The sequence below is a fragment of the Methylobacterium sp. TK26 genome, assembly GCF_055361565.1.
Map to the genome: position 1 here is coordinate 4,449,245 of NZ_CM143965.1, position 14,621 is coordinate 4,463,865.

14 protein-coding genes are annotated in these 14,621 nt (G+C 68.8%); 2 read left to right on the top strand and 12 right to left on the bottom strand.

The genetic code is table 11. The annotated features are described in order from the left end of the window. Nucleotides 1–33: 33 nt before the first annotated feature. Together ACXJ1Y_RS21655 and ACXJ1Y_RS21660 are read right to left on the bottom strand one after the other, a co-directional pair. On the bottom strand, nt 34–774 hold the full coding sequence (locus ACXJ1Y_RS21655; RefSeq protein WP_463848126.1) for an ABC transporter ATP-binding protein: 741 nt from the start codon (nt 772–774) through the stop codon (nt 34–36). Beyond that, nucleotides 767–1,486 carry an ABC transporter ATP-binding protein gene (locus ACXJ1Y_RS21660; RefSeq protein ID WP_463848127.1) on the bottom strand — a complete coding sequence of 240 codons (720 nt, stop codon included), beginning with the start codon at nt 1,484–1,486 and terminating at the stop codon, nt 767–769. The genes ACXJ1Y_RS21655 and ACXJ1Y_RS21660 overlap by 8 nt, the downstream gene beginning before the upstream one ends. A gap of 210 nt (nt 1,487–1,696) precedes the next feature. Here ACXJ1Y_RS21660 and ACXJ1Y_RS21665 point away from each other — a divergent pair, with 210 nt between their 5' ends. Then, entirely contained in the window at nt 1,697–2,845 is a 1,149-nt protein-coding gene (locus ACXJ1Y_RS21665; protein WP_463848128.1) for a DSD1 family PLP-dependent enzyme, read from the top strand. Between the two features lie 148 nt (nt 2,846–2,993). Here the strand turns inward: ACXJ1Y_RS21665 and fae are convergent, their stop codons facing one another. Both fae and ACXJ1Y_RS21675 read right to left on the bottom strand, forming a co-directional pair. Continuing rightward, the gene (gene fae / locus ACXJ1Y_RS21670) at nt 2,994–3,533 is read right to left on the bottom strand and encodes a formaldehyde-activating enzyme (protein WP_243952031.1); all 540 of its coding nucleotides are present in this window, start codon (nt 3,531–3,533) and stop codon (nt 2,994–2,996) included. Between the two features lie 60 nt (nt 3,534–3,593). Further along, nucleotides 3,594–4,853, bottom strand: a complete 1,260-nt coding sequence (locus ACXJ1Y_RS21675; protein ID WP_463848129.1) for an NRAMP family divalent metal transporter — start codon at nt 4,851–4,853, stop codon at nt 3,594–3,596. 74 nt (nt 4,854–4,927) lie between these two features. Here ACXJ1Y_RS21675 and ACXJ1Y_RS21680 point away from each other — a divergent pair, with 74 nt between their 5' ends. Then, on the top strand, nt 4,928–5,143 hold the full coding sequence (locus ACXJ1Y_RS21680; protein ID WP_463848130.1) for a hypothetical protein: 216 nt from the start codon (nt 4,928–4,930) through the stop codon (nt 5,141–5,143). A 4-nt stretch (nt 5,144–5,147) separates the two neighbouring features. On the opposite strand, the gene ACXJ1Y_RS21685 is transcribed toward ACXJ1Y_RS21680, so the two are convergent. From ACXJ1Y_RS21685 to rseP, 8 genes are all read right to left on the bottom strand, one after another. Further along, nucleotides 5,148–5,633 carry a hypothetical protein gene (locus ACXJ1Y_RS21685; RefSeq protein WP_463848131.1) on the bottom strand — a complete coding sequence of 162 codons (486 nt, stop codon included), beginning with the start codon at nt 5,631–5,633 and terminating at the stop codon, nt 5,148–5,150. A gap of 68 nt (nt 5,634–5,701) precedes the next feature. After that, nucleotides 5,702–6,898 (bottom strand): lipid-A-disaccharide synthase, encoded by a 1,197-nt coding sequence (gene lpxB, locus ACXJ1Y_RS21690; RefSeq protein ID WP_463848132.1) that lies wholly within the window; start codon nt 6,896–6,898, stop codon nt 5,702–5,704. After that, nucleotides 6,895–7,758, bottom strand: a complete 864-nt coding sequence (locus tag ACXJ1Y_RS21695; protein ID WP_463848133.1) for an LpxI family protein — start codon at nt 7,756–7,758, stop codon at nt 6,895–6,897. The genes lpxB and ACXJ1Y_RS21695 overlap by 4 nt, the downstream gene beginning before the upstream one ends. A 10-nt stretch (nt 7,759–7,768) precedes the next feature. After that, on the bottom strand, nt 7,769–8,587 hold the full coding sequence (gene lpxA, locus ACXJ1Y_RS21700) for an acyl-ACP--UDP-N-acetylglucosamine O-acyltransferase (RefSeq protein ID WP_463848134.1): 819 nt from the start codon (nt 8,585–8,587) through the stop codon (nt 7,769–7,771). Nucleotides 8,588–8,591: 4 nt separating this feature from the next. Further along, the gene (gene fabZ / locus ACXJ1Y_RS21705) at nt 8,592–9,056 is read right to left on the bottom strand and encodes a 3-hydroxyacyl-ACP dehydratase FabZ (protein WP_243952038.1); all 465 of its coding nucleotides are present in this window, start codon (nt 9,054–9,056) and stop codon (nt 8,592–8,594) included. A gap of 109 nt (nt 9,057–9,165) precedes the next feature. Beyond that, nucleotides 9,166–10,227 (bottom strand): UDP-3-O-(3-hydroxymyristoyl)glucosamine N-acyltransferase, encoded by a 1,062-nt coding sequence (lpxD, locus tag ACXJ1Y_RS21710; RefSeq protein ID WP_463848135.1) that lies wholly within the window; start codon nt 10,225–10,227, stop codon nt 9,166–9,168. A gap of 176 nt (nt 10,228–10,403) precedes the next feature. After that, the gene (gene bamA / locus ACXJ1Y_RS21715; RefSeq protein WP_463848136.1) at nt 10,404–12,962 is read right to left on the bottom strand and encodes an outer membrane protein assembly factor BamA; all 2,559 of its coding nucleotides are present in this window, start codon (nt 12,960–12,962) and stop codon (nt 10,404–10,406) included. 418 nt (nt 12,963–13,380) lie between these two features. Beyond that, the gene (gene rseP / locus ACXJ1Y_RS21720) at nt 13,381–14,535 is read right to left on the bottom strand and encodes an RIP metalloprotease RseP (protein ID WP_463848137.1); all 1,155 of its coding nucleotides are present in this window, start codon (nt 14,533–14,535) and stop codon (nt 13,381–13,383) included. Nucleotides 14,536–14,621 lie beyond the last annotated feature (86 nt).

Sequence of the window (14,621 nt, forward strand, 5' to 3'; positions counted from 1 at the left end):
GCCGGTCAACAGTAGAGGCAGGATCAGTGATGCTTACACGCCGAGATAGGCGTGGAGTTTGTCGATATTCGCGTCAAGATCGGCGTTGGCGATCTGATCGACGACGCGGCCTTGCTCGATCACGAAGTGACGGTCGGCCAGCGTCTGTGCGAAGCGGAAGTTCTGCTCCACGAGGACGATGGTATAGCCGTCCGCCTTCAGCTTCTGGATCGTGCGGCCGATCTGCTGGACGATCACCGGAGCCAGTCCTTCGGTGGGTTCATCGAGCAGGATCAGCTTCGCCCCCGTGCGCAGGATGCGGCCGATGGCGAGCATCTGCTGTTCGCCGCCCGACAACTTGGTGCCCTGGCTGCCCGCCCGCTCCTTGAGGTTCGGGAACAGGGTGTGGATCTCGGCCACCGTCATGCCGCCGGGCTTTACCCGGGGCGGCAGCATCAGGTTCTCGTGCACCGTGAGGCTCGAGAAGATGCCGCGCTCCTCGGGCACGTAGCCGAGGCCGAGCTTGGCGATCTTGCGCGAGGCCATGCCGATGGTCTCGACCCCATCATAGACGACGGAGCCCGTGCGGCGCCCGAGGATACCGATGATGGCCCGCAGCGTCGTGGTCTTGCCGGCGCCGTTGCGGCCGAGCAGCGTGATGACCTCGCCGGCCTTCACGTCGATGTCGATGCCGTGGAGCACGTGGCTCTCGCCGTACCAGCCTTCGAGGCCGCGCACGGTGAGGAGCGAGGCCGCGGCGGCGGCGGGGGATGCCTTCATGGCCGCCTCACGCATGTCCCGCCCCGATGTAAGCCTCGATCACGCGGGGATCCTTCGAGACGGTGGCGTAATCGCCCTCGGCCAGCACCTGCCCGCGCGCCAGGACGGTGATCCGGTCCGACAGGGAGGCCACCACCGACAGGTTGTGCTCCACCATCAGGATCGTGCGGTCCTTGCCGACCCGGCGGATCAGCTGCGCGGTGCGGTCCACGTCCTCGTGGCCCATGCCGGCCATAGGCTCGTCGAGGAGCAGCATCTCGGGGTCGAGCGCCAGGGTCGTGGCGATTTCCAGAGCGCGCTTGCGGCCGTAGGAGAGCTCCACCGCCAGCGTCCTGGCGAACTCGGAGAGGCCGACCGCCTCGACGAGTTCCAGAGCCTCGGCGTCGAAGGCGCGCAGGATTGTCTCCCCGCGCCAGAAGTCGAACGAATCGCCGTGCCGCCGCCGCTGGAGGGCGATGCGGACGTTCTCCATCACCGTGAAGTGCGGGAACACCGCCGAGATCTGGAATGACCGGACGAGCCCAAGACGCGCCACGTCGGCGGGCTTCAGGCCGGTGATGTCGCGATCCTTATAGCGGATCGAGCCTGCGGTGGGCTGCAGGAATTTGGTGAGAAGATTGAAACAGGTCGTTTTGCCGGCCCCGTTGGGGCCGATCAACGCGTGGATCGTGCCGCGTTCGACTTGCAGCGCAACATTGTTGACCGCACGAAATCCCTTGAATTCCATGGTCAACCCTTGAGTTGCCAGGATCACGTCCCGTCCCAAGAGCGGCCCTCCCCGCGTTGTTTAAGGCTCTATGAACGAAGCTGACTCACGCCGTCCACCGGATTCGGTGGGGCGCCACAAACAATCCACGGCCGCTGATACGCCCGCCCTGGTTTTGCCGGCTGACCGGAAGGCCTAAAGGGGCGGCCGGGGTTTTGGAGTGGTGACGCGATGACAGGATCACAGGACGGGCTCGATGGCCTGCAGACGCCCTGCCTTCTCCTCGACGAGGGCAAGCTTTCCGCCAACCTCGCCGGCATGCGCGCGCAGGTGGAGCGGCACGGCGTGACCTTCCGCCCGCATCTCAAGACCGCGAAGTCCATCGACGTCGCCCGCATGGCGATGACGGGTCCGGACGGCCCCGCCACGGTCTCGACGCTGAAGGAGGCCGAGTATTTCGCCGAGCGCGGCGTGCGCGACCTGACCTACGCGGTCGGCATCGCCCTCCACAAGCTCGACCGCGTCGGCGCGATCCGCAGCCGCTGGGGCGTGGACCTCGCGGTGGTTCTCGATTCGCTCGCGCAGGCCGAGGCGGTCGCGCGATGGAGCCGGGCCACCGGGGACAGGCTGCCCGTCTTCATCGAGGTCGATCCCGATGGCCACCGCTCCGGCGTGAAGCCCGGCGATTCCGACCTCCTGCGCGGCATCGGCGCGACGCTCGCCGAGGGCGCGGAACTACGCGGCGTGCTGCTCCATGCGGGCGAGAGCTACGGCCTCTCGGATCCCGAGGCGCTGGCGGAGGCCGCCGAGGGTGAGCGCCGGGCGGCGGTCCAGGCGGCCGAGACCCTGCGGGCGGCGGGGCTGACCTGCCCGGTGGTGAGCGTCGGCTCGACCCCGACCGCGCGGCACGCCCGCCATCTCGACGGCGTCACCGAGGTGCGGGCCGGCGTCTACATGTTCGGGGATCTGGTCCAGGCCGGGATCGGCTCCTGCGCCGTGGACGACATCGCCGTCTCGGTGCTCGCCAGCGTCATCGGCCATCGGCCGGACAAGGGCTGGATCATCACCGATGCCGGCTGGATGGCGATGTCCCGCGACCGGGGCACGGCCGCGCAAGCCGTGGACCAGGGCTACGGGATCGTCTGCGACCGGGCGGGGCGTCCCTTCGAGGACCTGATCGTCGCCCAGGCGAACCAGGAGCACGGGGTGCTCGCCCTGCGGAAGGGCTCAGGGGCCGAGCGCCCCGACCTGCCGGTGGGCACGCTGGTGCGGATCCTGCCGAACCACGCCTGCGCCACCGCCGCGCAATACGATTGCTACCACGTCCTCGACGGCGAAGGACGGCGCTACGCGGAATGGCCGCGGATCAACGGGTGGTGATCGCTCTGGGACAATCATCCCGGCCGCAATCCTCGTCCTGAGGGGCCGCGAAGCGGCCTCGAAGGAGATTTCCAGAGGACGCGACGATCCCTGGAACCCTCCTTCGAGGCTCGCGCCTCAGGATGAGGTTTAGGCCGCTTGTCGAGGCTTAGTACTCGATCAGGTCTTCCAGCGCGTAGTGCTTCACCGTCTTCCGGTTGGCGATCAGCTCGTCCACCGTCGGCTCGCCCTTCAGGGCGCGGGCGATGGCGATCTTGGTCGCCTCGTAATTGGTCCGGTAGAGGTCCTTGCGGTCGAGGTTGTCGTCGTCCGCGCAGCGGATATCGAGCCAGATCATGATAATCATGCAGAGGTCGTCGAGGCCCTCCTTCGGGAGGATGCCCTCGATGATGCAATCCACGATGGCATCGCCCGTCGCCGCCTGGACGACGCCGCCCAAAAGCTCGACGTAATCGGCGCTCTGGATCGTGACCTTGCTGGTCATCATCGTCACCGGCCGCACGAGCTGGTTGAGATCGCGCACCACGTACATGCGGGTGTGGCCCTGGGCCTGCCCCATCATCGAGGCGAAGGCTTGGCCCACCGGGCCGCGCACCGAACCGATCAACACTTCGGGCATGGCGTCGGTGTACTGACCCTCGGCGGCCAGCACGGTGGCCTCACCGGCGCGGAACCAAATCTCTGACATGAACGCCTCCTTGTCGCGCCGGGGAGACATCATCCCTCCCACGCCGTCAACCGGGACTCGTCAGATCAAACCGATTCCGTCGAGGACACCCACCATCGCGAAGGCGACCGTCACGCCCGAAACCGCGTAGACGACCCATTTGTAGGCCCCCTTCACGCGTTTGTCCTCGGGCAGCGCCCGCGTCGCGAGGAGGATGAGCAGGCCGAGCGCCAGGGGCAGCAGCAGGGCGTTCATCACCTCGACGGCGACGTTCAACGCCACGAGATTCGAGACGAGTTGCACGGCGATGGCGCCCGCGACCACCGCGACCGTGAAGATGGCGTAGAAGGCCGGCGCCTCGCGGGGGGATTTCTCCAGGGAATGCGGCTGCCGCATCACGTCGCCGAAGCCCCAGGCCAGCGCCAGCGCGACCACGTTCAGGGCGATGAAGGCGGCGGCGATGATCCCGATCCCGAACACCGCCTGCCCGAGCAGCGGGCCCAGGGCCGGCGTGAACGCCTTGGCGAGGTCGCCCACCGTCTCCAGCCCCTGCTTGCTGCCCTGGCCGGATTGGCCGATCGTGGCCGCCGCCGTGATAAGGATCGCGCCCATCACGCATTGCGAGATCACCGCGCCGATGAACGTATCGAGCCGCGCGCGGCGCATGTGATCCCAGCCCAAGCCTTTGTCCACGATGGCCGATTGCTGGTAGAAGATCATCCACGGCATGATGACCGCGCCGATGTTGGCGGCGATCAACACGCGGAAATCGCCGTTGCCGAGGGGTATGTGCGCGAACGACTTGAGGATCGCGTCGGGATCCGGCTTCGCCGCGATGGCGAGCCCGATGAAGACCAGTTCGAACAGCCCCACCACCAGCGCGACCCGTTCGACCCGCCGGTAGCTCCCGGTGAAGACGAGGAGCAGCAGGAGGGCGGCCGGAAGTCCGAGGCTGACGAGGCGCGGCACCCCGAACAGGTCCCCGATCCCGGCGATGCCGGAGAACTCGGTGACGATGGCGCCTACTCCCGCCACGACGAGGCCGGCATAGGAGATCCAGGCCAGCACCGGCCCGTACTGGTCGCGGATCAACTCGCCGTGGCCGCGCCCCGTCGCCGTCCCGAGGCGGACGGTCAGTTCTTGGACGATGTAGAGGATTGGGATCAGCAGAAGCTGCAGCAGGAGCAGCGAGTATCCCCATTTCGCGCCGCTCTGCGCCGCAGTGATGAGGCTGCCGACATCCGTATCGGCCAGCATCACCACGAGGCCGGGTCCGGCGACCTTGAGGAAACCCGACAGGCGGGGCAGTGAGGAGGCCGTAGAGGCTTGGCGCGTCGGCATGGGGCGGGAACAGGCCGTGCCGGCACCGGTTCCGCGCGAGGGCGGGGTGCGTCATTTCTCACGAGGGGAGTATCATGGCCGAGCAGCCGGGACGAGAAGCAGGCTGGAGCCTTCAAGCCAGCGCCGTCAGCGAGGGTGTGCGCCTCGAACTGACCCTGCCGGATTTCGCGGGCCAGCCGGTGACGGCGGCGGTGATCCTCGATCGGGCCGAGGCCAGAGCCTTCGCCCGCGCCCTGCTCGCGGCGGCGGGCGATGCGGCCGAGCGCACCTTCCCGCGCCCGGAACTCTGAACGCTTACTGCGCCTGGAGACCGGGGCGACGGCCCGGCAGACGCGGAACCTTGGTGCCGCGCTTCTCGATGGGCGCCGCACAGGAATAGGCGAACTCGATCTTCAGCGCGTCGAAATCCGTCTCGCCCGTGATCGTGCAATCCTCCCGGACGGTCTCGTCCAGATAGGTGCGGGCCGCCGTGCGGAACCGGCCGGTGCGGGACGCGGCCGGATCGGGATCGATGCGCAGGTCGTTCAGGTTGCAACCGGCGACTTCGCGCAGGGCGTTCGAGACGATGAGCATCCGGCGCTGCTGCCGGTTGTCATAGATCTCGTAGGGCTCCTTGCAGCCGATGGTCACGACCTGCGACGGCAGGCCGACATAGGTCTTCGAGATGTAGGAGAAGCTCGTCGCGGAGCAGCCGGCGAGCGCCGCCGCCAGCACCGGGGCCGCCAGGACGAGGAGCGGAAACCGCCGCACGATCCGCCATCCCTCTCTCAACCGGGCCATCCCGACCCGCTCGGGCACCCGTGAACGCATTGAACCGCGCCCCACTCTGCGGTCAAGCTGTCGGCGCCTCACGCCGCGCCGCCATCGCCGGCCTGTGTCCCCCTGGCCACCGCCGGAGCGCGCAGCATCGCGAGCACCACCCGCGCGGCCGCCCGGCTCGGGGTGTCGCCGTCCGGCAGGATGGTGAGGTCGTCCATCCGGTCCAGGGCGGCGACCTGCGCCTCGCGTTCCGGCCCGCCGCGCAGCAGCGGCAGCAGCGACGCCGAGAGGTTTTCCGGCGAGCAATCGGCCTGCACGAATTCCGGCATGGCGTTCCGGTTCAGGATCAGGTTTGGCAGGACGATGCTCGGCACCTGGATCAGCCGCCGGGCGATGAACTCCTCCGCCCGCGAGACCTTGTAGGCCACGACGCTCGGCACGCCGGCCAGCGCCAGTTCGAGGGTCACGGTGCCCGAGGCCGCGAGCGCCGCCCGGCCGGAACGGAACGCCGCGTACTTCTCGGACTCGCCCGAGACGATCCGCACCGGCACGTCCCAGGCCTTCGCCAGTTCCTCGATCCGCGCCCGATGGCGCGAGACCGCCGGAAGCACCGCCTCCACCGCGACCTCCCGCGCGACCCGCGCCAGGGTCGGCCCGAAGACCGGCATCAGCCGCTCGATCTCGGAGCGGCGGGAGCCCGGCAGCACCACGAGAGGGTAGGGGGCCCGCTCGCGCCGTGCCTGCGCCGCCGCATCGGGCTGCAACTCGCCGAGCCGTTCGATGAGCGGATGGCCGACATAGGTGCAGGCCGGGCCGCCCAGGCGCCGATGCGCCTCCGGCTCGAACGGCAGCAGCGCAAGCACATGGTCGATGAAGGGGCGCATGCCCTTCGCCCGCCACGGGCGCCACGCCCAGACGCTCGGCGAGACGTAATCCACGATGGGGATGGCGGGCACCGCCTTGCGCACGCGCTTGGCGACCGCATGGGTGAAGCCGGGGCTGTCGATGATGACGAGTACGTCCGGCCGGGCCGCGACGATGTCGTCGGCCGTCTCGCGGATGCGCCGCAGCAGCGTCCGCGCGCGGGCGAGCACCGGCAGGTAGCCCATCACCGCCACGTCATCGAGGGGGAACAGCGAGACGAAGCCCGCCTCGGCCATGGCCTCGCCGCCGACGCCGCCGAAGGTGACGCCCGGCGCCGCCTCGCGCAGGGCCCGCATCAGCTTCGCGCCGAGCTGGTCGCCGGAATCTTCGCCCGCCACCAGCCAGATCCGGGGGCCGCTCATGCGTCGCCTCCGAAGCCGATCACGAACAGGCCGAGCCTGTCGGCCTCGGCCGCCGTCGCGGCCCGGTCGATGATGAGGGTCCCGCCGGCCTTCAGGGCGAGCCCGGCGCAGCCGGCCGCATGGGCGTTGCGGATTGTGCGGGGGCCGACGGCCGGCAGATCGATGCGCAGGTCCTGACCCTGCTTGGGCGCCTTCACCAGCACCGTGCCGGCATTGGGGCGCCCCCGGCCGAAGGGCTTCCGCCCCAGGGCACGGGCGCGGGCGAGCATCTTGTCCGTGCCCTCCGGCCCCTCGACGGCGAGGATTCTGTCCCCGGCCACCGCCACCGCCTGCCCGACATCGAATGGCGCCAGCGCAGAGAGCACGGCCTGCCCGGTACGGATCGAGGCCATGGCCTCGGCATCGGCCTTCACGAGGCCGAGGGGGCCTTCCGGGCAAAGCAGATCGGGTGCGGCCTCGTGGACGCCAAGCACCCGGTGCCCGTTCTCCTCCACCAGCGACACGGCGGCGCGCAGCAGGCGATCATCGCCGCCGCCCGCGATCTCGCGCAGGGCCTCGCGGTTGCGCCACGCCGCGCCGGCATTGAAGATCGCCGCCGCGCTCGGCCGGGCGACGCTGCCCGCCGGCACCACCACCGCCGGTCCCCAGCTCTTGAGGTGGGCGAGCGTCGCGGCGAGGTCGAGGAGGTCCACCACCGCATCCGCCCGCCCGCGCAGGGGGCGGCCGGTGAAGCCGCGCAGGGCGATCATGCGGAACGGCTTGCCCGCCCGGACCAGGGAATCGGCGACGAGTTCCGGCAGGCGGCCGGCGCCGGCGATCAGGACGAGGTTTCCCCCGCCGGGCGAAGCGGCCTGCTCCATGGCGAGGGTGTCAGGCGCCGCCCACCGGGATGGGGGCCTCGCGGGGCGTGCAGATGGAGCGCTTGCCGCCCGCGCGGATGAATTCGATGATCTCGCGCACCGCCGTGTGGGATTCGAAGGTCGCGGCCACGTCCTCCACCCGCTCCATCAGCGTGCCCTCCTGCGCGAAGAGCAGCCGGTAGGCCCGGCGCAGGGTGTGGATGTCCTCGCGGGCGAAGCCCCGCCGTTGCAGGCCGACGATGTTCAGCCCCGAGAGGTAGGCCCGGTTGCCGAGCACCATGCCGTAGGGGATGCAATCGTTCTCCAGCCCGGACAGGCCGCCGACGAAGGCGTGGGCGCCGACGCGGGCGAACTGGATCACCGCCGCGCCGCCGCCGAGGATCGCGTAATCGCCGACCCAGCAATGGCCGGCGAGCATCACGTTGTTCGAGAAGACCACGTTCGAGCCGACATGGCAGTCGTGCCCGACATGGGAATTGGCGAGGAACGCGCAGCGGTCGCCGATCACGGTCTGCAACCCGCCTCCCGCCGTGCCGGGGTTCATGGTGACGCCCTCGCGGATCAGGCATTCCTCGCCGATCGTCAGGGTCGAGGGCTCGCCGCGATACTTCAGGTCCTGCGGCGGATGGCCGATGGAGGCGAAGGGGAAGATCCGCGTGCGCGCGCCGACGCGGGTGCGCCCGGCCACCACGACGTGGCTCACCAACTCGCAGCCCTCGCCGAGCACCACATCCGGCCCGACATGGCAGAACGGGCCGATCCGCACCCCGTCGCCGATCTCGGCACCGGATTCGACCACGGCGCTCGGGTGGATCGCGGGTGCGCTCATCGGTTCACTCCGTCACCAGCATGGCGCCGATCTCGGCCTCGGCCACCAGCACGCCGTCCACCTTCGCCTCGCCCCGGAACCACCACATGGTGCGGCGGTGATTGATCTTGCGCATCTCGAAGCGGATCTGGTCGCCTGGGATGACCGGCTTGCGGAACTTGCACTTGTCGATCGTCATGAAGAATACCTGCTTCGTGCGAAGCTCGTCCGTCATGATGTGGCGGCAGCAGATCGCGCCGGCCGTCTGCGCCATGCCCTCGATGATGAGCACGCCGGGGAAGACCGGTAGATTGGGGAAATGGCCCTGGAACTGCGGCTCGTTGGCCGTCACGTTCTTGATGCCGACGCAGGATTCGTCCCGGTCGATCTCCACGATGCGGTCGACCATCAGGAACGGGTAGCGGTGCGGCAGTAATTCCAACAACTTGTGGATGTCGGCCGTCCCGAGAACCTGATCCGCCTCGCTCATCGTGTTGTGCCGCCCTCGATGTCTGCCGGCGCCGTGCCGGCGGCGGCCTCTCTTTTGCAGAAATGCGTGGATGTGCAAGGGCGGAGCGGCGTTTTAGGGCACGCGCCCCTCAGGACTTCTCGCCCTCGGCGGCATCCTGGCCCGACCGTTCCGCGAGGCGGGCGAGGGTCGTCAGCTCCCGGAACCAGGCCCGGACGGGCTTGGCCGGCGTGCCGCCCCAGCGCGAGCCGGGCGGCACGTCGCGGTTGACGTTCGAGGAGCCGGCGATCTGCGAGCCGCGCCCGATGCGCAGGTGCCCGACCACGCCGACCTGCCCGCCGAGCACCACGTAATCCTCCAGGGTCGTGGAGCCGGAGATGCCCACGCCCGAGACGATGACGCAATGACGCCCGATCACGACGTTGTGGGCGATCTGCACGAGGTTATCGATCTTCGTGCCCTCGCCGATCACCGTATCGCGGGAGGCGCCCCGGTCGATGGTGGTGTTGGCGCCGATCTCGACATCGTCCTGCACGATCACCCGGCCGACCTGCGGCACCTTCAGGTGCGTCGCGCCCATGGCGAAGCCGAACCCGTCCTGCCCGATCCGGGCGCCCGGATGGACGATGACCCGGTTGCCGACGAGGGCATGGCTCAGCGTCGTGCCGGCGCCGATGGCGCAATCCCGGCCGATCCGCACCCCCGGCCCGATCACGGCGTTCGGGCCGATCACCGTGCCCGACCCGATCTCGGCACCCGGCCCGACCACGGCGCCGGGATCGACCGTCACGCCTTCCTCCAGCCGCGCCTCCGGATGGACATGGGCGCCGGAGGCGAGGCCCCGGCCGCCGAATTGCGGCCCCGGCCGCAGGGCGTCGGGATGCAGGCGCCCGAGCAGTGCGGCGTAGACCCGGTAGGGATCGCGGCAGACGATGGCGACCGTCTCCGCCGGAACGCGGGCGGCGAAGCGCGGCCCCACGAGGCAGATGCCGGCGCGGGTCTGCGCCAGGGCCTCGCCGTAGCGGGCATTGTCCATGTAGGCGAGGTCGGCGGGTCCGGCGCTCTCCAGCGGCGCGGCCCCGGCGATTGTGCGGGCGGGGTCCACACCCTCGGGGAGGGCGGTGCCGGCCGCGGCGGCGATGTCGGCGTAGGCGAGCGCGGCCGAGGGCGTGAAGAACTCTGTGTCGGACATCTCGAACCAAACCGCGCCGATGACGCCCGTCGTCGGGCTCGGCGCGTCCGGCGAGGGAGCTCCCGGAATCGAAACGTCCCCACGCGGGGGACGGTCGGCAAAGGGGAGCGTCAAGGCGCTCTATAAACGAGAAACTCCGGCCGGGGCATCCCCGGCCGGAGCATCGAAGCAGGGTTTTAGAAGCGCGAGCCGCCGGAGAAGCGGAACGCCTGGGTCTGGTCGCGGCCGATATGGCCGATCTTGCCGGTGCCCGGGATGATGACCTTCTCACCCTCGTCCTTGCTCAGGGCGTAGGCGTAGTCGAACCGGATCGGGCCCAGCGGCGAGTTCCAGAGGATGGACGCGCCGATCGAGGACCGGATGACGGCCTTGTCGCGGACGTTCACGCATTCCGGCTCGACGCCGAGGGTGAAGGCGTTGAAGTTGCATCGACCGGCGGCGAAGCCGTTGATGAATTGGTCGCCGTTCACGTCGAAGGTGCGCTGGCCGTGATAGCCGAACAGCGTACCGGCATCGGCGAACACGGCGCCCTTCAGGCCCAGATCGCGCGGCACGCCGTAGAGCGGGAACTGGATTTCCACGGTACCGCCGACATAGGTCGAGCCACCGATGGCGTTGGAGCGGGCGTCGGCGATGCCGACGTCGCGGGGGCCGATGCCGTTCGGCGCGAAGCCGCGCACCAGCGACGGGCCGAGGAAGAACTGGTCGGTGACGCGCAGCGGCTTGCCGTCCAGCGCCTCGACGTGACCGCCCTGGAAGCGGACGAAGCCGACGACGTCCTCGTAGAGTTCCTTGTAGTAACGGGCGTCGGCCGTCACGCGGAAGAACTTCGAGTCGCCGCCCAGGCCCGCCACGTCCGGCTTCAACTCGGCGTAGATGCCGTTGCGCGGTGCGCCGATGACGTCGAGCGTCGAGTAGGCGAGGGTCAGACCGGCCAGCGAGGTGAGGGTGTTGCCCTGCGAACCCTTGATGGCGATCGAGGCTTCACCGTCATACGCGCAGTTCGGGTAGATCGACTGACCGCCGACGTCGCGCCCGTTCAGGATCGTGCCGCCCGCGTAGGTCTGCGTGTAGCCCGGGATCGGGATCGAGCAGTCGTTGTACGGCTTCTTGAGGCTGTTCGGGACCTTCAGCTCGGTGTTGTACAGCGAGTAGCGAAGGGTGACGCCGAATTCCTCGGTGATCGGCAGGCCGATGCGGAGCTGGCCGCCGTAGACGGTCGTCTCGTAGCGCGAGTACCGGGTCAGGTCCGAGTACTTGTAGAAGGCGTCGAAGCCGGCCGCGAGGCGGTAGCCGAGGAAGTACGGCTCGGTGAACGAGAAATCGACACCGCGCGAGTATTGGCCGCCGGTACCGGCGAGGCGCACGTACTGGCCACGGCCGAGGAAGTTCGACTCGGAGACCGAGACTTCGCCGATGATGCCGTCCTGGGTGGAGTAGCCGCCCGCCACCGAGAACGAACCCGTGGGCTGATCCTCGACATCGATGTTCACGACGACGCGGTCGGGGGAGGAACCGGGCTCGTTCGAGAACCGGACCTTCTTGAAGAAGCCCAGGCCGTTCAGGCGGCGCTCGGCGCGGTCGGTGAGCACGCGGTTGTAGGCGTCGCCCTCGGCGAAATCGAGCTCGCGGCGGATGACGTAATCGCGGGTGCGGGTGTTGCCGCGGACGTTGATGCGCTCGACGTAGACGTGCGGGCCGTCCTCGACCACGAAGCCGAGGGAGACCTTCTGGGTCGCCGGGTCGCGCTGGCCGGTCGGACGGACCTGGGCGAAGGGATAGCCCGCCCGGTTCACGTCACGGGTCAGGGTGTTGAGCGTCCGCTCGACGTCATCGGCGTTGTAGGTGTCGCCGACATTGGTCGCGATGTCGCTGCGCAGGGCCTCGGTGTCGAGGCCGGGCAGGCGCGAATCCACCGCCACGGCGCCGACCGCGTATTGCTGGCCCTCGTTCAGGGTAATGGTGATGACGTAGCCGGATTGCTCACCCTCGACGTAGCGCGCATCGGCGTTCACCACCTGGAAGTCGGCATAGCCGTTCTTCAGGTAGTAGCGGCGCACCTGCTCGAGGTCCTGGCTGATCCGGTCCGGATCGTAGACGTCCGAGGTCTTGATGAACGACAGGAAGTTCATCTCCGACGAGCTCATCAGCCCGCGCAGCGTCCGCTCGGAATAGGCCTCGTTGCCCACGAAGTTGATCGACAGGATGCCGGTCTTATCGCCTTCGTCGATGTCGTAGATCACGTCGACGCGGCCGTTGGGCAGCGTGACCGTGCGGTAGGTGGCCTTGGCGAGACCGCGGCCGAAGCGCTTGTAGACGTCGCGGATGCGGGCGAGGTCGGCGTTGATCGTGGCCTCGCTGTAGGGGCCGCGCGACTTCGACTCGACCACGCTTTCCAGCGTCGCCTTCTCGACCTTCTTGTTGCCCTCGAAGACCACCCGGTTGATCAGGTTGTTCTCGCGCACGGTCACGACCGTGCGTCCGCCACCCTGGGACACCTTCACGTCCGAGAACATGCCGCTGGCGAGCAGGTTGCGCCGGGCCTCCTCTGCGGAGCCCGAAGCGGTGCCGGTGACGTAGGACCGAATGGTGTCGGAATCGACGCGCTGGTTGCCCTGCACGACAATCTGCTGAGCCTGGGCGGCTCCGCCCAGGACCATACCCGCCCCGGCGGAGATCAGGACGATGGTCTTCCGCATCGACTTACGCCGATGCTTGCCCGTCAACGACATCATGCAATCGCCCGTTTCTGATCTGGTCGCAGGCCTTGCCTGCGCGGGCGACCGTTGGTCGATCGTCCCATTCCCGTGGTCCAAGCGTGGCTTCGGTCCAAGCAAAGCTCTTAAAGGGATTCCCCCGCCAAGCAAACGTGGCCGTACCGTTCAGGAGGGGATTTTGCGGGGTCGTGGCCTTCGCGCCACTTAACGCGGCGGTCACCGTGCAACGAAAGCGACAATCATGCTGAACGAGGCGTAAACGCCTGTAGCGGTAGCGCTTTCCGGTGGCCTCGTCCGATGCGTTCACCGGTTGTGAACCCTCCCGGAAACTCGCCCGGGTAGAGGCTACGGCCAAGATTGTGGCGCTCGCTGGGCGCCGGGGCGGGGGCGGGCGGGTTTATTTTTGCACCCTATCCACCGCCCCCGCAGGGGCGGATCAGGTGTTCCGCAGGGAGGCGCCGAGGTTGAGGATGTCGTTCCAGGCGGCGAACAGCATCAGCATCAGCACCAGGGCGAGGCCGATGCGGAAGCCGACCTCCTGCGCGCGCTCGCTGAGCGGGCGGCCGCGCACCACCTCGAAGGCGTAGAACAGCAGGTGCCCGCCATCGAGCAGCGGCACGGGGAAGAGGTTCAGCAGCCCGATCGAGACGGAGAGCAGGGCGATGAGCCCGACCAGCCCGCCGACGCCGCCGGTCTTGGCGACCTCGCCCGAGACGCGGGCGATGCCGATGGGGCCGGAGAGCTGATCGGCGGATTCGCGGCCGGTGATCAGCTTGCCGAGATAGGAGAACGTCCGCTCCACCACGAAGTAGGTTTCGCTCACCCCGAGCTTCAGGGAGTCGGCGATGTTGTACTGGACGAGCTTCGCCTCGCTGCCGTTCGGCGAGCGGATGCCGAGCCGACCGATCCGGTGACGGCCGAAGGGCGTGCGCTCCTCGATGGTGGCCGGCGTCGCGTTGATGGTGAGATTGCGGCCGTCCCGCTCGACGGTGAAGACGAGGGGGGTGCCGGCCGAGCCCGTCACCGTCCGGTACATGGCGTTGAAGTCGCCGACCGGCTCGCCGTCGATGGCGGTGATGAGGTCGCCCGGCTTGAAGCCGGCTTGGTCGGCGACGCTGCTCGCCTCCACGGACGAGACGCGGGCCGGCAATTCGTAGCGCCCGCCGAGCCAGATCGCCCCGGCGAAGAGCGCGATGGCGAGGATGAAGTTCGCCACCGGCCCGGCGGCGACGATGGCCGCGCGCTTGGCGACCGGCTGGGTCGGGAAGCTGATCGCCCGCTCCTGCGGGGTCATCTGCGCGATCAGTTCGGGGGCGGGCACGCTGGCGCCGTTGGCGTCGCCATGGAACTTCACATAGCCGCCGAGGGGGATGGCGCAGAGCTTCCAGCGGGTGCCGCGACGGTCGTTGAAGCCGAACAGCTCCGGACCGAAGCCGATGGAGAAGGCGTGGACGCCCACGCCGCACCAGCGGCCGACGAGGAAATGGCCCATTTCGTGCACGAATACGACGACCGTGAGCACGAATAGAAACGGGATGACGGCGCCGAAGAAGCTTCCGGCGGTGCCGCCCATAGCGTTGAGAAAATCCATGCGTCCCGTCCCGGCCGTCGGCGCGGGGCCGTCTTCCGTCGGTCCCGTGATCCGTCATTAGCAGATCGGTACTGGCGGAGGCTATT

Bases quoted from the DNA above. Each gene is read 5' to 3' on its own strand.
- ACXJ1Y_RS21655 (WP_463848126.1), bottom strand. From the start codon at position 774: ATGCGTGAGGCGGCCATGAAGGCATCCCCCGCCGCCGCCGCGGCCTCG.
- ACXJ1Y_RS21660 (WP_463848127.1), bottom strand. From the start codon at position 1,486: ATGGAATTCAAGGGATTTCGTGCGGTCAACAATGTTGCGCTGCAAGTC.
- ACXJ1Y_RS21665 (WP_463848128.1), top strand. From the start codon at position 1,697: ATGACAGGATCACAGGACGGGCTCGATGGCCTGCAGACGCCCTGCCTT.
- fae (WP_243952031.1), bottom strand. From the start codon at position 3,533: ATGTCAGAGATTTGGTTCCGCGCCGGTGAGGCCACCGTGCTGGCCGCC.
- ACXJ1Y_RS21675 (WP_463848129.1), bottom strand. From the start codon at position 4,853: ATGCCGACGCGCCAAGCCTCTACGGCCTCCTCACTGCCCCGCCTGTCG.
- ACXJ1Y_RS21680 (WP_463848130.1), top strand. From the start codon at position 4,928: ATGGCCGAGCAGCCGGGACGAGAAGCAGGCTGGAGCCTTCAAGCCAGC.
- ACXJ1Y_RS21685 (WP_463848131.1), bottom strand. From the start codon at position 5,633: ATGGCCCGGTTGAGAGAGGGATGGCGGATCGTGCGGCGGTTTCCGCTC.
- lpxB (WP_463848132.1), bottom strand. From the start codon at position 6,898: ATGAGCGGCCCCCGGATCTGGCTGGTGGCGGGCGAAGATTCCGGCGAC.
- ACXJ1Y_RS21695 (WP_463848133.1), bottom strand. From the start codon at position 7,758: ATGGAGCAGGCCGCTTCGCCCGGCGGGGGAAACCTCGTCCTGATCGCC.
- lpxA (WP_463848134.1), bottom strand. From the start codon at position 8,587: ATGAGCGCACCCGCGATCCACCCGAGCGCCGTGGTCGAATCCGGTGCC.
- fabZ (WP_243952038.1), bottom strand. From the start codon at position 9,056: ATGAGCGAGGCGGATCAGGTTCTCGGGACGGCCGACATCCACAAGTTG.
- lpxD (WP_463848135.1), bottom strand. From the start codon at position 10,227: ATGTCCGACACAGAGTTCTTCACGCCCTCGGCCGCGCTCGCCTACGCC.
- bamA (WP_463848136.1), bottom strand. From the start codon at position 12,962: ATGATGTCGTTGACGGGCAAGCATCGGCGTAAGTCGATGCGGAAGACC.
- rseP (WP_463848137.1), bottom strand. From the start codon at position 14,535: ATGGATTTTCTCAACGCTATGGGCGGCACCGCCGGAAGCTTCTTCGGC.